We start from the raw sequence: 20,847 nt of genomic DNA on the forward strand, positions 1-20,847 counted from the left end.
GGTTTATGCGCAGGACAACTTAGTCGCCCGTCGCGATTTCCCGCGCCGGATCGGTAATCCACTCACTCCACGACCCCGCATACAACGTGCCCAACGGGTAACCCGCCAGGCTCAGGGCGAACAGGTTATGGCACGCCGTCACGCCCGAACCGCAATACGCCACCAATTCATCCGGCGAACGGCCTTGCAACTGGGCGGCGAAGCGCTGCTTGAGCTGCTCGGCCGGCAAAAAACGCCCGTCGCTGCCGAGGTTTTCGGTGAACGCCGCACATTGCGCACCGGGAATGTGCCCGGCAATCGGATCGATAGGCTCGACATCGCCGCGAAAGCGCGGCTGGGCGCGGGCGTCGATCAGGGTCAGGCCCGGTTGGCCCAGGCGTTTTTGCAACTGCTCGGCATCCAGCAGCAGGCGATTGTCCGGCGCGCCGACCAAGGTGCCGCGCTCGATCAACGGCGCATCCAGGCTTAACGGGAAACCGGCTGAATGCCAGGCCTTCAGGCCACCGTCCAGGATAAACACGCCGTCGCGCTTGCCCAGCCAGGCCAGCAACCACCAAGCGCGGGCAGCAAAGGCACCGGGGCCGTCGTCGTAGAGCACCACATCGGTATCGGCGTTCACGCCCCAGACACGCAGTTGCTCGGCCAACGCCTGCGCCTGCGGCAACGGGTGACGCCCGGTCACACCCTTGGTCACCGGCCCGCTGAGATGACGCTCCAGGTCGGCATATTGCGCGCCCTCGATATGCCCTTCGGCATAGCTGCACAGGCCGTAGTCCGGATCTTCCAGGGCAAAGCGGCAGTCAAGTAGCACCAGAGCGCCGCGCTGTTGGCGCTCGGCCAGTTGCTGGGGGCTGATCAGTTGGGCAAGCGGCATGACGGACTCCTGTGAACAGATTCGGGAAAGGTCCTACTTCACTTCTTCCAGTGCCTGGTTCAACGGCACGTAAAACTCTTTGAACAGTGCATCCACCTCTTTTTTTGCCTGCGGCGTGACAAACCCCGCCTCCAGCACCAGCACCTGATACACCCCGCGCTTGATCGCTTCGGCGCTCAAATGCGTGGATTTTTCATTGGTGGTACACAAAAACCGCACCCAGGAGGTGAGGATGATCCAGGCATTGAGAGTCAGCGCCTCGGTTTGCACCGGGTCCATAGTGAGAATGCCGGCATCGACAAAGCCTTGGTAGATGGCGCCACCCTGAATCAGGCAACGCTGGGAAAACCGCCGGTAGCCGGTGGACAATTCCGGGTCGCTCTCCAGCAGGTGTTCGAGGTCACGGTGCAGGAAACGGTAGCGCCACATGCCGGCCAGAACCGCCTGCAGGTAGAAGCGCTTGTCATCCACCACCATGGCGCGACCTTGGGGCGGGCGCAGGAAACTGTCGACTAAGGCTTCGTATTCGCGAAACAGCATGGCGATGATCGCCTGCTTGTTGGGGAAGTGGTAGTACAGGTTGCCCGGCGAAATTTCCATATGGGCGGCGATATGGTTGGTACTCACACTGCGCTCGCCCTGCTGGTTAAAAAGCTCCAGGCTGGTTTGCACAATGCGCTCGCTGGTCTTTACTCGTGGTGCCATAGGGGATCAGCTTCTGTACACGTGATCTACCATCTTACGGCCTAACCTTGTCGGGATAAATCCAGTTGTTGCTGCAATGTTATTTGACAATTTAGAGCAATGACTCTAAAAATTCAGGCAGACCAATAACAATCTGGAATTGCACCATGTCTGCCAACGTTGCCTACCTGCAAAATTCCCAGACACTGGATCAACTCCAGAGCCTGTTCGACGCCCAACGCCGCGCCTATGCCGCCAACCCGATGCCGCCGGCCGCGCAGCGCCAACAATGGCTCAAGGCCTTGCGCGAAGTGCTCAGCGACGAACGCCAGGCGCTGATCAACGCGATCAGCCAGGACTTCAGCCACCGCAGCGCCGACGAAACCCTGTTCGCCGAACTGATGCCCAGCCTGCATGGCATTCACTATGCGAGCAAACACCTCAAGGGCTGGATGAAACCTTCCCGCCGCGCTGTAGGCATTGCCTTCCAGCCAGCCTCGGCCAAAGTCATCTATCAACCGCTGGGCGTGGTCGGGGTGATCGTGCCCTGGAACTATCCACTGTACCTGGCCATCGGGCCGCTGGTGGGCGCGTTGGCCGCCGGCAATCGGGTGATGCTCAAGCTCAGCGAGTCGACCCCGGCCACCGGCGAACTGCTCAAGACCCTGCTGGCGAAGGTTTTCCCTGAAGACCTGGTGTGCGTGGTGCTGGGCGAGGCCGAAGTCGGTATCGCGTTTTCCAGCCTACGCTTCGACCACCTGCTGTTCACCGGCGCCACCAGCGTCGGTAAACATGTGATGCGCGCGGCCGCCGAGCATCTGACTCCGGTCACCCTGGAGCTCGGCGGCAAATCGCCAGCTATCGTTTCCGCCGATGTGCCCCTCAAGGACGCCGCCGAACGCATCGCCTTCGGCAAAGCCCTGAACGCCGGGCAAACCTGTGTGGCGCCGGACTACGTGCTGGTGCCGGAGGATCGCGTCGAGGGTTTCGTCGAGGCCTACAGCAAAGCGCTTCGCGGGTTTTACCCGACGTTGGCCGACAACCCGGACTACACCGCCATCATCAACGAGCGGCAACTGGCCCGACTCAATGCCTACGTGAAAGACGCCACCGACAAGGGCGCCACCCTGATCCCCCTGTACGACCAGGGCCAGGCACGCCGCATGGCCCACAGCCTGCTGTTGAATGTCAGCGATGAAATGACGGTGATGCAGGACGAAATCTTCGGCCCGGTGCTACCGATCGTGCCTTATCGCGGCATCGATCAAGCATTTGCCTACATCAACCAGCGGCCTCGCCCACTGGCCCTGTACTACTTTGGCTACAACAAGCGCGAACAGAACCGCGTGCTCCACGAAACCCACTCCGGCGGCGTATGCCTGAACGACACGCTGCTGCACGTGGCCCAGGACGACATGCCCTTCGGCGGGATCGGCCCGTCGGGCATGGGCCACTACCACGGCCATGAAGGGTTCCTCACGTTCAGCAAGGCCAAGGGCGTGCTGGTCAAGCAACGCCTGAACGCCGCGAAGTTGATCTACCCGCCCTACGGCAAAGCAATCCAGAAGTTGATCCAGAAGCTGTTTATCCGCTGATACCGCCACCCTCGGGATAACCATAACAATGAACCCAAGCCTGACTGATTCACCCGCGTTGTCGCGGCGCGGCGTCTTGAAAATCGGCCTGTGCGCCAGCGCCTTCCTGGCCACCGCCGGGCTGGGCGCCAGCCTCAGCGGCTGCTCCAGCAGCACCCCGGCCAGCGGCTTTGCTTTGCTGCGGGCTAGCGATCTGCCGTTTCTGCGCGCGGTGATCCCGGTGTTGCTGGAAGGCGTGGCCAGCGCCCAGGAAGTCGCCAGCGGGATTGAAGACACCCTGAAAAAACTCGACTACAGCCTGCAGCACCTGTCGCCGGAGATGTTCAAGCTCACCCAGCAACTGTTCGACGTGCTGGGCATGGGCATCACCCGCGGCCCACTGACCGGGATCTGGGGCAGTTGGGAAAACGCCAGCGCTGAACAAATCCGCAACTTCCTGCACCGCTGGGAAAACAGCTACCTGAACCTGCTGCGCATGGGCCAGGGCTCGTTGCTCAAGCTGGTGATCATGGCCTGGTACTTCCGGCCGGCGTCCTGGGCCCATTGCGGCTACCCCGGGCCACCGAAGATCTGATTCGCATCCCCCCAATAAAAACAAGAGACGACCCTGATGCCCGTACCCGATCTGTTCCGCGACGGCCTGGCCCGTGGCTGGAAAACCCACAACGGCGCCGCCCTCGACCGCGACCTGACGCTGGAAGCCGACGTAGCGATCATCGGCAGCGGCGCCGGCGGCGGCACCACCGCCGAAATCCTCAGCGCCGCTGGCTACAAAGTGCTGCTGATCGAAGAAGGCCCGCTCAAGACCAGCAGCGATTTCAAGCTGCTCGAAGACGAAGCCTACGCCAGCCTGTACCAGGAAGGCATCGGCCGCATGAGCAAGGACGGCGCCATCACCATCCTGCAGGGCCGGGCGGTGGGCGGCACCACGCTGATCAACTGGACCTCCAGCTTCCGCACCCCGGACGCGACCCTCAGCCACTGGGCCAGCGAGTATGCGGTCAAGGGCCACGGCAGCGCGGACATGGCGCCGTGGTTCGAAAAAATGGAACAGCGCCTGGGCATTGCCCCCTGGGCCATGCCACCCAACGCCAACAACGACGTGATCCGCAAAGGCTGCGAACAGTTGGGCTACAGCTGGCATGTGATCCCGCGCAACGTGCGCGGCTGCTTCAACCTGGGCTACTGCGGCATGGGTTGCCCGGTCAACGCCAAGCAGTCGATGCTGGTGACCACCATCCCCGCCACCCTGGAGAAAGGCGGCGAGTTGTTGTACCTGGCCCGCGCCGAACGCCTGAAATACAGCGGCGACCGCATCAGCAGCCTGGAATGCGTGGCGATGGACGAACGCTGCGTCGCCCCTACCGGGCGCACCATCACGGTCAAGGCCAAACACTATGTGCTGGCCGGTGGCGGCATCAACAGCCCGGCGCTGCTGATGCGCTCGGACGCCCCCGACCCGCATTCGCGGCTGGGCAAGCGCACCTTTTTGCATTTGGTGAATTTCTCCGCAGCGCTGTTCGACGAGGTGATCAACCCGTTCTATGGCGCGCCGCAGTCGATCTATTCCGATCACTTCCAATGGCAGGACGGCACCACCGGCAGAATGTCGTACAAGCTGGAGGCACCGCCGCTGCACCCGGCGCTCGCGAGTACGCTGCTCGGCGGCTACGGCACACAAAACGCCCTGGACATGAGCCAGTTGCCCAATACCCACGCGATGCTCGCCCTGCTGCGCGACGGATTCCACCCCGACAGCCCGGGCGGCAGCGTGGAATTGCGCGGCGACGGCACGCCGGTGCTCGATTATCAGGTTTCGCCTTACGCCTGGGACGGCCTGCGCCGCGCGTTCCACAGCATGGCCGAGATCCAGTTCGCGGCGGGCGCCAAGTCGGTCAAGCCGCTGCATCACGATGCGCGCTACGTGAAGACCCTGGCCGAAGCGCGCAGCCTGATAGACGGCCTCAACCTGGAATTACACCGTACCTGCCTGGGCAGTGCCCACGTGATGGGCGGCTGCGCCATGGGCGAAGAGCCGAAAAACGCCGTGGCCGACAGCCTCGGCCGCCATCATCAACTGCGCAATCTGTCGATTCATGATGGTTCGCTGTTCCCCACCAGCATTGGCGCCAACCCGCAATTGTCGGTGTACGGATTGACCGCGCAACTGGCGAGCGCATTGGCCGAACGTCTGAAAACAGCATGAAAAAACCGGGTATTTCGCGTGTCTATTCGCATAAGTCGACTTGGCCGACCGGGATGGCTGCGATACCATCCGGTTCCCCAACGGACTCCGCCAGGACGACGCGATGAACCGAGTGTTGTACCCAGGTACCTTCGACCCGATTACCAAAGGCCATGGCGATCTGGTCGAACGCGCCTCGCGCTTGTTCGACCATGTGATCATCGCGGTCGCGGCCAGCCCCAAGAAAAACCCGCTGTTTCCCCTGGAACAGCGCGTGGAGCTGGCGCGTGAGGTCACCAAGCACCTGCCCAACGTAGAAGTGGTGGGTTTCTCGACGCTGCTGGCGCATTTCGCCAAAGAGCAGAACGCCAATGTATTCCTGCGTGGCCTGCGCGCGGTGTCGGACTTCGAATACGAATTCCAACTGGCCAACATGAACCGCCAACTGGCGCCGGACGTGGAAAGCCTGTTCCTCACGCCGTCGGAGCGTTATTCGTTCATTTCCTCGACGTTGGTCCGTGAAATCGCCGCTTTGGGCGGGGATATCACCAAGTTCGTGCACCCAGCCGTCGCCGAGGCGCTGACCCTGCGCTTCAAGAAGTAAGACCGCTCACTCGGCGCCCGCTCGCACTGCGGGCGCCAATGCGGCACAATTGCGCGCATTAGTTTTTCAGATGCCTTGGCTGACGGCCCTGGCAGGAGTTTCCATGTCCCTGATCATCACCGACGATTGCATCAACTGCGACGTCTGCGAACCCGAGTGCCCGAACGCCGCGATTTCCCAAGGCGAAGAAATCTACGTGATCGACCCCAACCTCTGCACCCAGTGCGTCGGCCACTACGACGAACCGCAGTGCCAGCAGGTGTGCCCGGTCGATTGCATTCCACTGGATGAAGCGCATCCGGAAACGCAAGAGCAGTTGATGGTGAAGTACCGCAAGATTACCGGTAAGGCTTGAGTCTGTTGGTGCCTGTAAGGGCCTCATCGGGGGCAAGCCCCCTCCCACATTTAAAATGTGTTCACGCGTCAAAGTGTGGGAGGGGCGGCGCGACGATTCGACTTGCCCCCCGATGGCGATATCAGCCTTCACACAACAGTCAGCTCTGACACTTCGGGCAAAACACACTCGCCCGCTGCCCCAGCACCACACTGCGCAACTCGCTCCCGCAGACCTTGCACGCCTCGCCCCCTCGGCCGTAGACAAACAGCTCCTGCTGGAAATACCCCGGCTGCCCATCGCCACCGATAAAGTCGCGCAACGTGGTGCCGCCGCGTTCGATGGCGGCCGCCAGAATGCGTTTGATCTCGATCGCCAGCTTCAAATAGCGCCCGCGTGAAATGCCACCAGCCTCGCGGCGCGGATCGATCCCCGCCGCGAACAGCGCTTCCGTCGCGTAGATATTGCCCACGCCCACCACCACCGCGTTGTCCATGATGAACGGCTTCACCGCCATCGAACGCCCACGGGACAGTTTGAACAGGCGCTCGCCATCGAACAGCTCGGTCAACGGCTCCGGCCCCAGGCGAATCAGCAGTTCGTGGTTGTGCGGGTCCAGGCTCCAAAGCATCGCGCCGAAACGCCGAGGGTCGGTGTAGCGCAGGGCCAGGCCCGACTCCAACTCGATGTCCACATGCTCGTGCTTGGCCGCCGGCAGGCCGACTTCCACCAGGCGCAGGTTGCCCGACATACCCAGGTGACTGATCAGGGTGCCCACTTCGGCATTGATCAACAGGTACTTGGCCCGCCGCTCCACCAGCACGATGCGCTGCCCGGACAGGCGCACGTCGAGGTCTTCCGGGATCGGCCAGCGCAGGCGCCGCTCACGCACCACGACGCGGCTGACCCGCTGGCCTTCCAGGTGCGGCGCAATCCCGCGCCGAGTGGTTTCGACTTCTGGTAACTCGGGCATGTGTACCTCGTGAGAAAAGGGTCAGTGCGTGCCCAGTTCGCGGATCGACAACTTCATGCTTTGGAAGTCGTAATCCGACAGGCCCACGTAGTCCAGCACCAGATGGCCAATCGCATCCCACTCATGGTCAACCGCCTGGTTGCCCAGCACCCGGTATGACGAGCAGATATGCTCGGCCATTTTCAGGATCGCCAGCAGGTTCTTGAGTTGCGGATTGCGCGGCGACTCATCGCTGAAAATCGCCAGGGCGTTGTGATGGTTGGCGATGGCGTCGGTCACATGCTCCGGCAGGCGCCAGGACTTGGCGGTGTAATAGCCGACCACCGCATGGTTAGTGTTGAACGCATTGTTTTCGGTGTCGACCACACGGCAGTCGGCGCCGGCATTGGCGTAGGCCTCTTCGAGCACCGCCATGTAATTGGGGAAACGCTTGAGCATCAGCGGTACACCGCAATCGTGGAACAGCCCCAGGGCATAGGCTTCGTCTACCGCCTGGGCGCCTGTGCGCTTGGCCAGGGTCAGGCAGGTCATGGCCACATCCTGGGCGGTGTCCCAGAAGCGGTTGAGGGTGACAATGGTGTCGTCGCTCATCTCGCCTTTGATCGACAGGGCATTGATCAGGTTGATGATCGACCGGCTGCCCAATAGGTTCACCGCACGCTGGATCGAGGCGATCTTGTTGCTCAGGCCGTAATACGACGAGTTGACGATCTTCAACAGCGCGCCGGACAGGCCCGGGTCCTGGGAAATCAATCGCGCGATCACTTCCAGGTCCGGGTCGGGCATGTACTGTTCCATCTGCAAATCCACCATGATTTGCGGCTGTGGCGGCACGCTGATGCCTTGCAGGGCCTGCTGGATCTGTTCGGCGGAAAGTTCTTGGGACATAAGTACACACTCCGGGCTAGGCGGGGATTCTAACCCTGATGGGAAGCTGACCGACACCTCAAAAAAACCAATGGCACTCCCATCAAATGGACGCTGCGACCTCGGCACAGCACGCCCGCCCCTACAGCCCATCAGGCCAAGCCGCGAAGTTTCATGTAACACGGTATACTCCCGCTCTTTTTTCCGGAGCGACGTCATGTCCCTGCCAAGCCTGCGTCTCAAAGCCAATGCCGATCGTCGTTTGCGCAACGGCCACCTGTGGGTCTACAGCAACGAAATCGACGTGGCCGCCACCCCACTTCACGGCTTCCAGGCAGGCGACCAAGCCATCCTGGAAGCGGCCGGCGGCAAGACCCTGGGCATCGTGGCCATGAGCCCGAACAACCTGATCTGCGCGCGCCTGCTGTCGCGCGACATCAAGTTGCCTTTGGACAAGTCGCTGCTGGTACACCGCCTGAACGTCGCCCTGTCCCTGCGTGATCGCCTGTTCGACAAGCCGTTCTACCGCCTGGTCTACGGCGACTCCGACCTGCTGCCGGGTCTGGTGGTCGACCGTTTCGGCGACATCCTGGTGGTACAGATCGCCTCGGCGACCATGGAAGCACATAAAGAAGACGTGATCGCCGCCCTGACCCAAGTGCTCAAGCCAAGCGGCATTCTGTTCAAGAATGACTCCGCCGCGCGTGACGCCGAAGGCCTCAACCGCTACGTCGAAACCGTGTTCGGCCTGGTGCCGGAGTGGGTCGCGCTGGAAGAAAACGGCGTGAAATTCGAAGCCCCGGTGATCCAGGGCCAGAAAACCGGCTGGTTCTACGACCACCGCATGAACCGCGCACGCCTGGCCCCGTATGCCAAAGGTAAGCGCGTACTCGACCTGTACAGCTACATCGGCGGCTGGGGCGTGCAAGCCGCGGCCTTCGGCGCCACTGAAGTATTCTGCGTCGACGCCTCGGCCTTCGCCCTCGACGGCGTCGAGCGCAACGCCGCGCTGAATGGCGTCGCCGAGAAAATGACCTGCATCGAAGGCGACGTCTTCGAAGCCCTCAAAGAATTGAAAGCCAGCGAAGAACGCTTCGACGTGATCGTCGCCGACCCACCGGCCTTCATCAAACGCAAAAAAGACATGAAAAACGGCGAAGGCGCCTACCGCCGCCTCAACGAGCAAGCCATGCGCCTGCTCAGCAAGGACGGCATCCTGATCAGCGCCTCGTGCTCGATGCACCTGCCGGAAGACGACCTGCAAAACATCCTGCTGACCAGCGCCCGTCACTTGGACCGCAACATCCAGATGCTCGAACGCGGCGGCCAGGGGCCGGATCATCCGGTACACCCGGCGATTGCCGAGACGCGCTACATCAAGAGCATTACGTGCCGGTTGTTGCCCAATAGCTAAAGACCGAAACCGCACCCCTGTAGGAGCGAGCTTGCTCGCGAAAAACGCATAGACGACGCGGGCTACCTGATAGCGCGGCGTCATCGTTGACGCGGGCTACCTGATAGCGCGGCGTCATCGTTGACGTGCTTCGCGAGCAAGCTCGCTCCTACAGGGGCGGCGTACACCATTACGGGACGCTTCGCACAATAGATTTGATTGAATTCCATTTTTCGCAGACTAGTATCGGTTTCTGGTTTTACTCCGGAAATTACCAATCATGTCTGAGCCCTTCTGCTCTCCCGCCCTCAGTGGCGAGGTAAAACGCCAACAACTTTCCCGCTTCATCCTGATCACCTGCATTGCCCTGATCAGCTTCTTCCCGATCAATATTCTCCTGCCGTCGTTCCCCTCCCTGGCCGCCCAATTCGACACTCCGACGGCCGACGTCGCGCTCTCCATCAGCCTGTTCACACTGGTCTTCTCCATCTCCCAACTGATCGCCGGCCCGTTGTCGGACAAATGGGGGCGCAAGGAAGTGCTGCTCGGCTGCATCACGCTGTCGATTCTTGGCGCAATAGGCTGTGCACTGGCGTCGGACTACCTGACCTTCCTGCTGTTTCGCACGGTGCAGGCCATGGGCTGCGGCTTCTTCGTCCTGGGTCACGCCCTGGTGGAAGACCTGTTCGACGCACAGGACCGGGCCCGGGTGCGCCTGTACTACATGACCCTGAGCGGTTCGTTTGTCGCACTATCCCCGCTGATAGGCTCCTGGCTGCAAACCACATTCGACTGGCAAGGCAGCTTCTATGGATTCGCGGCGATGGCGCTGGGCATGTTGATCCATGCGTTCTGCATCCTGCCGTCCAAATCCGCCAGCCCCCATCGCGCGCCAGTATCCATCATCGCCACGCTGAAAGCCGTCGCCGGCAATCGCGATTTCATACGCTACTGGTGGATCGCCGCGCAGGTGTTCGCCTGCTACTTCGCCTTGATCAGCGTGACGCCGCTGATTTTCATGGACGCGCTGAAGCTTTCCGAATATCAGTACGCGCTGGTGCTGATGGTGTACGGCGCGGCTTATCTCCTCGGCGGGGTGGCAGCCTCGTACCTGCAAAAACGTATCGCGCTGTCCCGGCAAATCAATATCGGTCTTGGGTTGTTGCTCGCCGCGGGTGTGCTGCTGGCGCTGATTATCATCTTTGAAGCCATTACCACAGTGACTCTGCTCATCCCGATGCTGATCAGCGCACTCGCGGTCACCCTGGTTCGTCCCGCCGCAATTTCGGCGGCGATGCTGTTGTTTTCAAGCAGCGCGGGCACAGCAGCATCAGCAGGAAATAGCATCATGTTCCTCACTGCTGCCGTCAGCAGCGCAGCGCTTGCACAAACCGGCAGTCATTTGCTGATCACGATTGCCGTGAGCTTTATCATTTTCAGCTTGTGGGGCTGGCTGACCAATGCGCGGGTAGGACACTGACACTTTCCCCCTGTAGGAGCGAGCTTGCTCGCGAAAAACGCATAGACGACGCGGGCTACCTGATAGCGCTGCGTCATCGTTGACGTGCTTCGCGAGCAAGCTCGCTCCTACAGAGGAAGAACGGTCACAACCAGATGGCGTCCCATAGCGGGTACTGGCCTATATGCTCGACCAGCCCTGCACGCAAGGGATTGGCCACGATATAGCGGGCCATTGCTTTCAAATCTTCCTCCCGACGCAGTGCGCGGTCGAAGTAGCCTTTTTGCCATAGGGTCCCGAACGAACACCTGGCCTGGTTGATGGCACGGGCACTTCGCGACTTGGTGATTCGCATCAGCCTTGGCAAGTCGCCGTTATGCAACTCGATCAGCCAATGGAAATGGTCAGGCATGACCACCCAGGCCAGCGAAGTCGCCTCACCCTCGTCCTGAGCCTGCCTGAACTCACTGACAAGCAGGCGGCCGATGCGCCAGTCCTGAAAGACCAACTGCCGTTGATGGGTAACCGCAGTGATCAGGTAAATACGGCCCGACTCCGAACAGCGCCCGATGCGCAGCCGATGTGCACGTTGCTGGGTGGACATTCCTTCGTCCTCTTCTGTGAGTGGAAGAGAAACGGTAGGCGCAGCGACGTCAACCGGCCTCTAAACAGTGGTTCTGAATATGTCCCCCCCTGTAGGAGCGAGCTTGCTCGCGAAAAGCGTCAACGATAACGCAGTACTATCAGGAGGCCCGTGTCGCCTGTTCGTTTTTCGCGAGCAAGCTCGCTCCTACATCAGATTGGTTGATCCGGGCATGCGTCGCCACGGCGCTTTTCGCCATTCCCTCCAGCCGCCAGCGGTGTAGAATCGGCCCTATTCATCGCCAGTCATCCCCCGGCGGGTTTATGAGCTCAAGGCCACTGCGCACGGCGATCCCGTAACGTTTGCGGCAACTTCCGGACACACGGCCATTTTTCGGGTGTTCCAGACGTCCATAGAAGCTCACTCCCCTTAGCACCTGATTAGTTTTGATTAGCCGCCCGGAGGGCTCAAATGCCAGATTACCGCTCGAAAACATCCACCCATGGCCGCAACATGGCCGGCGCCCGCGCACTGTGGCGTGCCACGGGGATGAAAGATGACGACTTCAAGAAGCCGATCATCGCGATTGCCAACTCGTTCACCCAGTTCGTCCCCGGCCACGTCCACCTCAAGGACCTGGGCCAACTGGTCGCCCGCGAGATCGAACGCGCTGGCGGCGTGGCCAAAGAATTCAACACCATCGCGGTCGATGACGGCATCGCCATGGGCCATGACGGCATGCTGTATTCCCTGCCGAGCCGCGAGATCATCGCCGACTCCGTGGAGTACATGGTCAACGCCCACTGCGCCGACGCCATCGTGTGCATCTCGAACTGCGACAAGATCACCCCCGGCATGCTGATGGCCGCCCTGCGCCTGAATGTCCCGGTGATCTTCGTCTCCGGCGGCCCGATGGAAGCCGGCAAGACCAAACTCGCCTCCCACGGCCTCGACCTGGTCGACGCCATGGTCATCGCCGCCGATTCCAGCGCTTCTGACGAGAAGGTCGCGGAATACGAGCGCAGCGCCTGCCCGACCTGCGGTTCGTGCTCCGGCATGTTCACCGCCAACTCGATGAACTGCCTGGTCGAAGCCCTGGGCCTGGCCTTGCCGGGCAACGGTTCGACACTGGCCACCCACAGCGACCGCGAGCAGTTGTTCCTGCAGGCCGGCCGCACCATCGTCGAGCTGTGCAAGCGCTACTACGGCGAGAACGATGAGTCGGTGTTGCCGCGCAACATCGCCAACTTCAAGGCGTTCGAAAACGCCATGACCCTGGACATCGCCATGGGCGGTTCCACCAACACCATCCTGCACTTGCTGGCCGCAGCCCAGGAAGCCGAGATCGATTTCGACCTGCGCGACATCGACCGTCTGTCCCGTCATGTGCCGCAACTGTGCAAAGTCGCGCCGAACATCCAGAAGTACCACATGGAAGACGTCCACCGCGCCGGCGGGATCTTCTCGATCTTAGGTTCCCTGGCCCGTGGCGGCCTGCTGCACACCGACTTGCCGACCGTACACAGCAAGTCCCTCGCCGAAGGCATCGCCAAGTGGGACATCACCCAGACTGACGACGAAGCCGTACACACCTTCTTCAAGGCCGGCCCGGCGGGCATCCCGACCCAGACCGCGTTCAGCCAGTCGACCCGCTGGGACACCCTGGACGACGACCGTGAAAACGGCTGCATCCGCAGTGTCGAGCATGCCTATTCGCAAGAAGGCGGCCTGGCCGTGCTGTACGGCAACATCGCCCTCGACGGCTGCGTGGTGAAAACCGCCGGTGTGGACGAGTCGATCCATGTCTTCGAAGGTCGCGCCAAGATCTACGAAAGCCAGGACAGCTCGGTACGCGGCATCCTCGCCGACGAAGTCAAAGAAGGCGACATCGTGATCATCCGCTACGAAGGCCCGAAAGGCGGCCCGGGTATGCAGGAGATGCTCTACCCAACTTCGTACCTGAAATCCAAGGGCCTGGGCAAAGCCTGCGCCCTGTTGACCGACGGCCGTTTCTCCGGCGGCACCTCGGGCCTGTCCATCGGCCACGCTTCGCCTGAAGCCGCTGCCGGCGGCGCGATTGGCCTGGTACAGGACGGCGACAAGGTGCTGATCGACATTCCGAACCGCTCGATCAACCTGTTGATCAGCGATGAAGAACTGGCTGCACGCCGGGTCGAGCAGGACAAGAAAGGTTGGAAGCCGGTGGAGAAGCGTCCGCGTAAAGTCACCACCGCATTGAAGGCCTACGCTCTGTTGGCGACCAGTGCCGACAAGGGTGCGGTGCGTAACAAGGCAATGCTCGACGGGCTGTAAGGCTCGCCCATAAAAATGCCCCGCCAAGTGCGGGGCATTTTTTTGCTGGGAGAAAACCTCAATAACCATGAGGATCAAATGTGGGAGGGGGCTTGCCCCCCGATGGCAGAGGGTCAGTCGATACATCCACAGCTGACCCACCGCTATCGGGGGCAAGCCCCCCTCCCACAGTTTGACCGTGTGAACCCAATCAAGTGTGGGAGGGGGCTTGCCCCCGATAAGCAAGCGACTCGGTCTTACTGGATTTCGTCAGGCTTGACGATCACCCAGTTCTTATCCGCCGTCACCGGCAACCCTTCCTTGGCTTGGGCGGCCGCGTGTTTGACCATCATGCCGTTGAGCTGGGTCATGTACTTGTCTTTGCGGTTGACCCACAGGTGGACGCCGCCCTTGGCCACGTCCACATCGTGGAACAGCATGTAGCCGTCGCTGGTGGGCGTATCGCCGCCGACGATCACCGGCTTTTTCCATTCGTCGATGTAGGTCAGGATCGCGGCGTGCTTGCCGGCCATCCAGGTCGCCGGGGTCCACAGGTAGGGGGTCAATTCCAAACCGAGGTTGGCTTTTTCGTCGTATTTACCGGCCGTGATCTGCTTGCGCGCGGTGGTCAACTCGCCAGTCGCGCGGTCCTTGAGCAGGGTGCTCACGCCGATGACGTTCTGCGGTTTGACGTTGTAGCCGTACTTCGGATCGGCGGCAACCATACGCACCAGCTCTTCCGACGCGGCGGTCATCACATACACCTCGATGCCGTTTTCCATCAGTTTGTTGTACAGCTCGGCCTGGCCGGTGAAGACCTTCGGCGGTTGCACCTCGGAGTTCTTCACCACGTCGCCTTCGAAATAGCTGACTGGCACCGGCTTGCCGGACGCCATCAACTCATCGACCTGGACCTTGAGCTCCTTGAGGGTAAAACCTGCAAACACCTGGGCCACCCACGGGTAGCAGACCATGTCGTCCACTTCGCACAGGCGATAGTAGTAACTGAACAGACTTTCCTTATGGTCGGCGGTGTCTTTGAAGGGCATCAGTTTGAGCGACGGGTCGAGGCTGTCGCGGGTGATCAGGCCCTTGTTTTCCATGTAGGGCAGCAGGGATTCTTCGAGGTCATAGCGGTAGCTGGTGTTGTCCATGTCGAACACCGCGAAGTTACCCTTGTTGGCGTTGGCGGCGATCATTTCGTTGAGTTGCTTGGCGGCCGGCGCCGGCCAGTGTTTCAACTCGGTGGCGGCGAACGCCTGGCTGGCGAGTCCGAGGCAGAATGCGGCGGATACGAGTAGTTTCGGCGCGAGCTTCATAGGCGTTGTCTCCTTGAGTGAAAGACATCGACGCTAACAAATCCCTGTGACAGTTTTCGTCCGGGCACGACCGCTTGCGTTCTGATTCCGTCATTGCCATGCGCCAGAGCGCCAACCACTTATTCCAAAAACGACAGACACCATTCCATATCGGTATTAAATCAATATATATCAAGCTGTTAGGCTTCCCGGTTCGCAATCGCAGGCTCACGCGATTGGCAGCACTCTCAACGGAGCTTCAATGAATCTGCCCCTGATTCTCAACTTACTGGTGTTCGTGGTCCTGTTGCTGGGCCTGGCACAAACCCGTCGGACAAACTGGAGCCTCGCCAAGAAGGTCCTGTTCGCCCTGATACTCGGCGTGGCGTTTGGTACGGGATTGCACGCTATTTACGGCGACGGCAACCCTGTCCTCAAAGCCTCCATCGGCTGGTTCGATCTGGTCGGCAACGGTTATGTGCAGTTGCTGCAAATGATCGTGATCCCGCTGGTGTTCGCTTCGATCCTCAGTGCCGTGGCGCGCCTGCACAACGCCGCGTCCCTGGGCAAGATCAGCTTCCTGACCATCGGCACCCTGCTGTTCACCACCGCGATTGCAGCGCTGATCGGCATTGGCCTGACCAACCTGTTCGGCCTCACCGCCGAGGGCCTGGTGGCCGGCACCCAGGAAATGGCGCGCCTGCAAGTGATCCAGAACGACTACGCGGGCAAGGTCGCCGACCTGAATATCCCGCAGTTGCTGTTGTCGTTCGTGCCGGCGAACCCGTTCGCCGACCTGGCACGCGCCAAGCCGACGTCGATCATCAGCGTGGTGATCTTCGCCGCATTCCTCGGCGTGGCCGCGCTGCAACTGCTTAAGGATGACGCGGAAAAAGGCCAGAAAGTGCTCAACGCCATCGACACCCTGCAAGCCTGGGTGATGCGCCTGGTGCGCCTGGTGATGAAGCTCACGCCCTACGGCGTATTGGCGCTGATGACCAAGGTGGTGGCCGGCTCCAACCTGCAAGACATCATCAAGCTCGGCAGTTTTGTCGTGGTCTCGTACCTGGCGCTGGGGCTGATGTTCGTGGTGCATGGCCTGCTGCTGTCGCTGGCCGGGATCAACCCGCTGCGCTTCTTGCGCAAGGTGTGGCCGGTGCTGACCTTCGCCTTCACCAGCCGCTCCAGCGCAGCGGCGATCCCGCTGAGTATCGAAGCGCAGACACGCCGCCTGGGCATCCCGCAGTCCATTGCCGGTTTCGCCGCCTCGTTCGGCGCGACCATCGGCCAGAACGGTTGCGCCGGTCTCTATCCGGCAATGCTCGCGGTGATGGTCGCGCCGACAGTCGGCATCAACCCGCTGGACCCGCTGTGGATCGCAACCCTGGTAGCGATTGTGACCTTGAGTTCGGCAGGCGTTGCCGGCGTGGGCGGCGGTGCGACGTTTGCCGCGCTGATCGTGCTGCCGGCGATGGGCTTGCCGGTGTCACTGGTGGCGCTGCTGATTTCCGTGGAGCCGCTGATCGACATGGGCCGCACTGCGTTGAACGTGAACGGTTCGATGACGGCGGGGGCGATTACCAGCCAGATCATGCAGCAGACGGATAAAGAACGGCTGAATGCGGATGAGCATGCGGAGTTGGCGCAGGCTTAACGACTAGACCTGTGGCGAGGGAGCTTGCTCCCGCTGGAGTGCGAAGCGCTCCCAAGATTTTTGGGGCCGCTGCGCAGCCCAGCGGGAGCAAGCTCCCTCGCCACAATAAGCGCGCCAAACCTTTAGGCTTTTTCCCACACCTCGAAGCTGTACGCCGGCTTGTCACCTTCGGCTGGGTTCTGCAGATTGGAAACCAACTTCCACTGGTTCTCATCAAACGCCGGAAACCACGCATCCCCTTCCGGGCTCAGCGCCACCCGCGTCAGGTACAGGCGGTCGGCCTGCTCCAGACCTTGGGCATAAAGCTGCGCACCACCGATCAGCATCAGCTCGTCCACGCCCTGTTCCAGTGCCCAGGCTTCAGCCCGCGCCACGGCGGCATCAAGCGACGGAAAAACTTCCGCACCTTCCAGCGCAAGATCGGTCTGACGGCTAACCACAATGTTCAAGCGCCCCGGCAGCGGTCGGCCCAGGGAGTCCCAGGTCTTGCGCCCCATGATGATCGGCTTGCCGAGCGTGGTGGCCTTGAAATATTTAAAATCCCCCGGCAAATGCCAGGGCATGCTGTTGTCGACGCCGATCACACGGTTTTCACCGAGGGCTGCGATCAGGCTTAAAGGGAGAGTTTTTTTCATGGCGACGAGAATACCAGAGCCACGCGAGGCGTACCCCAACCGGCTGCACAGCGGTTATGCTCCAAGCTCACTGACCCAACAGGACAGCGCGTGACTGCACTGAACCCCCTGCACAAACTCTGGCTGACGGAAACCGTGCGCCTGCGCGAAGAACACGCCGGCCCGCTGGAAGACCTGGAAGCCAATCGCCTGGCCCGCACGGCCGGCGGCGACCTGCCGACGCGCATTCAGCGGCGCGCCCTGCACCTGGCCGAGCGCGATGGCCTGACCGCCGCCCTCGGCCGCTGGCTGCAAGGTGCCCGCTTAGCGCTGGTGCTACTGGCCGTCGTCGCGGTCATCAGCGGTGCCGGCCTGGCCTTCGCTGCGTTGGGCAATGGCCTGACCCCGGTGAATGTGTTCTGGGCCCTGGGGAGCCTGCTCGGTTTGAACCTGATCTTGTTGATCAGTTGGGCCCTGGGCCTGCTGTTTGCCGGCGAACACAGCGCCAGCCTCGGCCGCCTGTGGCTCTGGCTCAGCGAAAAACTCGCGCGCGATGCCAAAGCCGCACAACTGGCGCCGGCGTTGCTGCTGTTATTGCAGCGCCAGAAACTCAACCGCTGGGCCGTCGGCGTGCTGGTCAACAGCCTTTGGTTGCTCGCGCTGCTCAGCGCGCTGGTAATCCTGCTGACACTGCTCGCTACCCGGCGCTACGGCTTTGTGTGGGAAACCACCATCCTCGGTGCCGACACCTTCGTCGCCGTGACCCAAGCCCTCGGCGCCCTGCCCGCCCTGCTTGGTTTCAACGTGCCAACGGTGGAGATGATCCGCGCCAGCGGCGATTCCGCCCTGAACATCGAAAGCGCCCGCCAGGCCTGGGCCGCCTGGCTGGTGGGTGTGCTGCTGATCTACGGCCTGTTGCCCCGGTTGATCCTTGCCCTGCTGTGCCTGTGGCGCTGGAAACACGGACGCGCCGCCCTGCGCCTGGACCTCAACCTGCCCGGCTACAGCCAACTGCGCGAGCGCCTGATGCCGAGCAGCGAGCGGCTTGGCGTCAACGATGCCGCACCGCAACAGTTGCACGCCGTCAGCGGCGGCGTCAGCGAACTGCACAGCGACGGCGCGCTGTTGGTCGCCATCGAACTCGACGACCAGCGCCCGTGGCCGCCAAAACTGCCGGGCAACGTGAAGAACGCCGGCATCCTCGACAGCCGCGAATCGCGCCACAAACTGCTGGAACAACTGACCCGCTTCCCGCCCGCACGCCTGGCCATCGCCTGCGACCCGCGTCGCTCGCCCGACCGGGGCAGCCTGGCGCTGATCGCCGAACTGGCACGCAACGCCAGCGCCACCCGCGTGTGGCTGCTGCAAGCGCCGCCCGGCCAGGCGCTGGACGCCGAGCGCCTGGGCGATTGGCACGCGGCGCTGCAACAATTGGAGCTGCCGTTTGCCGATTGCGCGCCGTTGAACTGGCTGGAGAGCGGTCATGACTAAACCCCTGAAACTCGCCGTGGTCGGCCACACCAACGTCGGCAAGACCTCGCTGCTGCGCACGTTGACCCGCGATGTCGGTTTCGGCGAAGTCTCCCATCGCCCCAGCACCACGCGGCATGTCGAAGGCGCGCGCTTGTCGGTCGAGGGCGAAGCCTTGCTGGAACTGTATGACACCCCCGGCCTGGAAGACGCCATCGCCCTGCTCGACTACCTGGAACGCCTGGATCGCCCCGGCGAACGCCTCGACGGCCCGGCCCGCCTCGCACGTTTTCTGGAGGGCAGCGAAGCCCGCCAGCGTTTCGAACAGGAAGCCAAGGTGCTGCGCCAACTGCTGGCCTGCGACGCCGGCCTGTATGTGATCGACGCCCGCGAGCCGGTGCTGGCCAAGTACCGCGACGAGCTGCAAGTGCTGGCCAGTTGCGGCAAGCCGTTATTGCCCGTGCTCAACTTCGTCAGCAGCGGCGAGCATCGCGAGCCGGATTGGCGCGAAGCCCTGGCCCGCCTCGGCCTGCATGCCCTGGTGCGGTTCGACAGCGTCGCGCCGCCGGAAGACGGCGAACGCCGCCTGTATGAAAGCCTCGCCCTGCTGCTGGAAAATGCCCGGCCGCAACTGGAACGGCTGATCCTCGACCAGCAAGCCCAACGCCAGGCCCGCCAGCAAAGCGCCGCGCGGTTGATCGCTGAACTGCTGATCGACTGCGCCGCCTGCAGACGCAGCGTGGTCACTGAAGACGAGCCGCAAGCCATCGGCGATTTGCGCAAGGCCGTGCGCCAGCGCGAGCAGCGTTGCGTGGAAGCCTTGCTCAAGCTGTTCGGCTTCCGCCCGCAGGACGCCGCCGCCAGCGACTTGCCGTTGCTCGACGGGCGCTGGGGCGATGACCTGTTCAACCCGGAAACCCTCAAGCAACTCGGCGTGCGCGTCGGCGGCGGGATTGCCGCCGGCGCGGCCGCCGGTGCCGGGGTCGATCTGCTGGTGGGCGGGCTAACCCTAGGCGCCGCCGCGCTGGCGGGCGCCATCGCCGGTGGCGCGCTGCAAGCCGCGCGCAGCTATGGCGGCCGCCTATTGGGCAAGATCAAGGGCCAGCGCGAGCTGACCGTCGACGACAGCGTGCTACGCCTGCTGGCCCTGCGCCAACGCCAACTGCTCAAAGCCCTGAACCTGCGCGGTCATGCGGCGATGCACAGCATCAAGGTCGACACGCCGCAGGACAAAACCTGGCGCGAAGGCAAGCTACCCGATGCCCTGCACAAGGCCCGCGCCCATCCGCAATGGTCGTCCCTCAACCCCCACGCCAAATTGAGCCAGGCCGAGCGCCAGGAACAGGTCGAAGCCTTGGCCGCCCGGCTCGACGAAGCGTGACCGCGCTTATTAGTGTGCGTACCACTCAAAACCCAGAAAGGTCGTACACAACGTGCGGATCAGCTCTTTATCGGCCTTGTCCGCGATACCGTCTCGGTCGATGTCACTGTTGGTAAACGACTCCAGCACCCCGTCGCCATCGCCGTCATAGGCGGCCGCCTTGTAGATCAGCGAACCCTTGCACTGCGCCGCGGTGCGCTCATGGAAGTCCAGCTTGACCGCGTTGGGTGTGCCTGTTTTGCCGTAATGATCGACGTACATCGTCAGCGTGCGCTGCCAGTGGCTGCGCCGATTGAACCAGTTCAACTTCAAAAAGCTGTCGGCGAAGCTGTCCACCCGGTGTTTTTCCAGCATGCCGGGCCGGGTGGCCGGGCTCAGGTCGTCCGCCCATTGCAGGTCGACCTTGCCATCCGCGCTCATGTCCACTGCGAAAATCTCGTGGATCAGTTCATCGGGACAGCCAGCCTGCTGTTCATAGAAGTGCAGGATGACCGTGTCCGCACGACCATTGCCGCTCATGTCCTGGGCCGTCACTTTCAAGTAGCGCATCAGCGTTGCTCCTTAGATTGAAGAAGCAAGCACCTTAG

Annotated in this window: 19 protein-coding genes; 11 read left to right on the forward strand and 8 right to left on the reverse strand. The window is 62.0% G+C overall.

What is annotated here, in order from left to right; genetic code table 11:
* Window positions 1–19 precede the first annotated feature (19 nt).
* Window positions 20–874: a sulfurtransferase gene (locus tag ACS5Q8_RS27575; RefSeq protein WP_426099966.1), complete on the reverse strand. Its 855-nt coding sequence runs from the start codon at window positions 872–874 to the stop codon at window positions 20–22.
* Window positions 875–907: 33 nt separating this feature from the next.
* Window positions 908–1,579 carry a TetR/AcrR family transcriptional regulator gene (locus tag ACS5Q8_RS27580; protein WP_276195308.1) on the reverse strand — a complete coding sequence of 224 codons (672 nt, stop codon included), beginning with the start codon at window positions 1,577–1,579 and terminating at the stop codon, window positions 908–910.
* A 146-nt stretch (window positions 1,580–1,725) separates the two neighbouring features.
* On the opposite strand from ACS5Q8_RS27580, the gene ACS5Q8_RS27585 reads away from it, so the two are divergent.
* From ACS5Q8_RS27585 to ACS5Q8_RS27605, 5 genes are all read left to right on the forward strand, one after another.
* Complete coding sequence (locus tag ACS5Q8_RS27585) at window positions 1,726–3,153, forward strand: coniferyl aldehyde dehydrogenase (RefSeq protein WP_426099965.1); 1,428 nt, start codon at window positions 1,726–1,728, stop codon at window positions 3,151–3,153.
* A gap of 28 nt (window positions 3,154–3,181) precedes the next feature.
* The gene (locus ACS5Q8_RS27590) at window positions 3,182–3,727 is read left to right on the forward strand and encodes a twin-arginine translocation pathway signal protein (protein WP_253399960.1); all 546 of its coding nucleotides are present in this window, start codon (window positions 3,182–3,184) and stop codon (window positions 3,725–3,727) included.
* A gap of 36 nt (window positions 3,728–3,763) precedes the next feature.
* Window positions 3,764–5,359 carry a GMC family oxidoreductase gene (locus ACS5Q8_RS27595; RefSeq protein ID WP_247403812.1) on the forward strand — a complete coding sequence of 532 codons (1,596 nt, stop codon included), beginning with the start codon at window positions 3,764–3,766 and terminating at the stop codon, window positions 5,357–5,359.
* A gap of 103 nt (window positions 5,360–5,462) precedes the next feature.
* Entirely contained in the window at window positions 5,463–5,942 is a 480-nt protein-coding gene (coaD, locus tag ACS5Q8_RS27600) for a pantetheine-phosphate adenylyltransferase (protein WP_022641651.1), read from the forward strand.
* Window positions 5,943–6,045: 103 nt separating this feature from the next.
* Entirely contained in the window at window positions 6,046–6,297 is a 252-nt protein-coding gene (locus ACS5Q8_RS27605) for a YfhL family 4Fe-4S dicluster ferredoxin (protein ID WP_247403809.1), read from the forward strand.
* Between the two features lie 139 nt (window positions 6,298–6,436).
* On the opposite strand, the gene mutM is transcribed toward ACS5Q8_RS27605, so the two are convergent.
* Window positions 6,437–7,249, reverse strand: coding sequence for a bifunctional DNA-formamidopyrimidine glycosylase/DNA-(apurinic or apyrimidinic site) lyase (gene mutM, locus ACS5Q8_RS27610; protein ID WP_247403806.1), 813 nt, complete (start codon window positions 7,247–7,249; stop codon window positions 6,437–6,439).
* Between the two features lie 21 nt (window positions 7,250–7,270).
* Complete coding sequence (locus ACS5Q8_RS27615) at window positions 7,271–8,083, reverse strand: HDOD domain-containing protein (RefSeq protein WP_276198005.1); 813 nt, start codon at window positions 8,081–8,083, stop codon at window positions 7,271–7,273.
* A gap of 250 nt (window positions 8,084–8,333) precedes the next feature.
* Here ACS5Q8_RS27615 and ACS5Q8_RS27620 point away from each other — a divergent pair, with 250 nt between their 5' ends.
* Window positions 8,334–9,530: a class I SAM-dependent rRNA methyltransferase gene (locus tag ACS5Q8_RS27620; RefSeq protein WP_247403802.1), complete on the forward strand. Its 1,197-nt coding sequence runs from the start codon at window positions 8,334–8,336 to the stop codon at window positions 9,528–9,530.
* 259 nt (window positions 9,531–9,789) lie between these two features.
* On the forward strand, window positions 9,790–10,989 hold the full coding sequence (locus ACS5Q8_RS27625) for an MFS transporter (protein ID WP_465159654.1): 1,200 nt from the start codon (window positions 9,790–9,792) through the stop codon (window positions 10,987–10,989).
* Window positions 10,990–11,113: 124 nt separating this feature from the next.
* On the opposite strand, the gene ACS5Q8_RS27630 is transcribed toward ACS5Q8_RS27625, so the two are convergent.
* A complete protein-coding gene (locus tag ACS5Q8_RS27630) occupies window positions 11,114–11,572 on the reverse strand; it encodes an REP-associated tyrosine transposase (RefSeq protein ID WP_426099959.1) in 459 nt (152 codons plus the stop codon).
* 450 nt (window positions 11,573–12,022) lie between these two features.
* Here ACS5Q8_RS27630 and ilvD point away from each other — a divergent pair, with 450 nt between their 5' ends.
* Window positions 12,023–13,864, forward strand: a complete 1,842-nt coding sequence (ilvD, locus tag ACS5Q8_RS27635) for a dihydroxy-acid dehydratase (RefSeq protein ID WP_276195311.1) — start codon at window positions 12,023–12,025, stop codon at window positions 13,862–13,864.
* A gap of 236 nt (window positions 13,865–14,100) precedes the next feature.
* On the opposite strand, the gene ACS5Q8_RS27640 is transcribed toward ilvD, so the two are convergent.
* Window positions 14,101–15,162 (reverse strand): HAD family hydrolase, encoded by a 1,062-nt coding sequence (locus tag ACS5Q8_RS27640; protein ID WP_276195312.1) that lies wholly within the window; start codon window positions 15,160–15,162, stop codon window positions 14,101–14,103.
* Between the two features lie 241 nt (window positions 15,163–15,403).
* Between ACS5Q8_RS27640 and ACS5Q8_RS27645 the strand changes: the two genes are divergently transcribed.
* Complete coding sequence (locus ACS5Q8_RS27645; protein ID WP_276195313.1) at window positions 15,404–16,795, forward strand: L-cystine transporter; 1,392 nt, start codon at window positions 15,404–15,406, stop codon at window positions 16,793–16,795.
* Between the two features lie 122 nt (window positions 16,796–16,917).
* On the opposite strand, the gene ACS5Q8_RS27650 is transcribed toward ACS5Q8_RS27645, so the two are convergent.
* Entirely contained in the window at window positions 16,918–17,430 is a 513-nt protein-coding gene (locus ACS5Q8_RS27650) for a dihydrofolate reductase (RefSeq protein WP_276195314.1), read from the reverse strand.
* 90 nt (window positions 17,431–17,520) lie between these two features.
* Between ACS5Q8_RS27650 and ACS5Q8_RS27655 the strand changes: the two genes are divergently transcribed.
* Both ACS5Q8_RS27655 and ACS5Q8_RS27660 read left to right on the forward strand, forming a co-directional pair.
* Complete coding sequence (locus ACS5Q8_RS27655; protein ID WP_276195315.1) at window positions 17,521–18,900, forward strand: DUF2868 domain-containing protein; 1,380 nt, start codon at window positions 17,521–17,523, stop codon at window positions 18,898–18,900.
* On the forward strand, window positions 18,893–20,260 hold the full coding sequence (locus ACS5Q8_RS27660; RefSeq protein WP_276195316.1) for a GTPase/DUF3482 domain-containing protein: 1,368 nt from the start codon (window positions 18,893–18,895) through the stop codon (window positions 20,258–20,260). Before ACS5Q8_RS27655 ends, ACS5Q8_RS27660 begins: the two co-directional genes overlap by 8 nt.
* A 9-nt stretch (window positions 20,261–20,269) precedes the next feature.
* On the opposite strand, the gene ACS5Q8_RS27665 is transcribed toward ACS5Q8_RS27660, so the two are convergent.
* A complete protein-coding gene (locus tag ACS5Q8_RS27665; protein ID WP_465159655.1) occupies window positions 20,270–20,809 on the reverse strand; it encodes a hypothetical protein in 540 nt (179 codons plus the stop codon).
* Between the last annotated feature and the right edge of the window lie 38 nt (window positions 20,810–20,847).

This window comes from Pseudomonas sp. PAMC25584 (genome assembly GCF_058135675.1).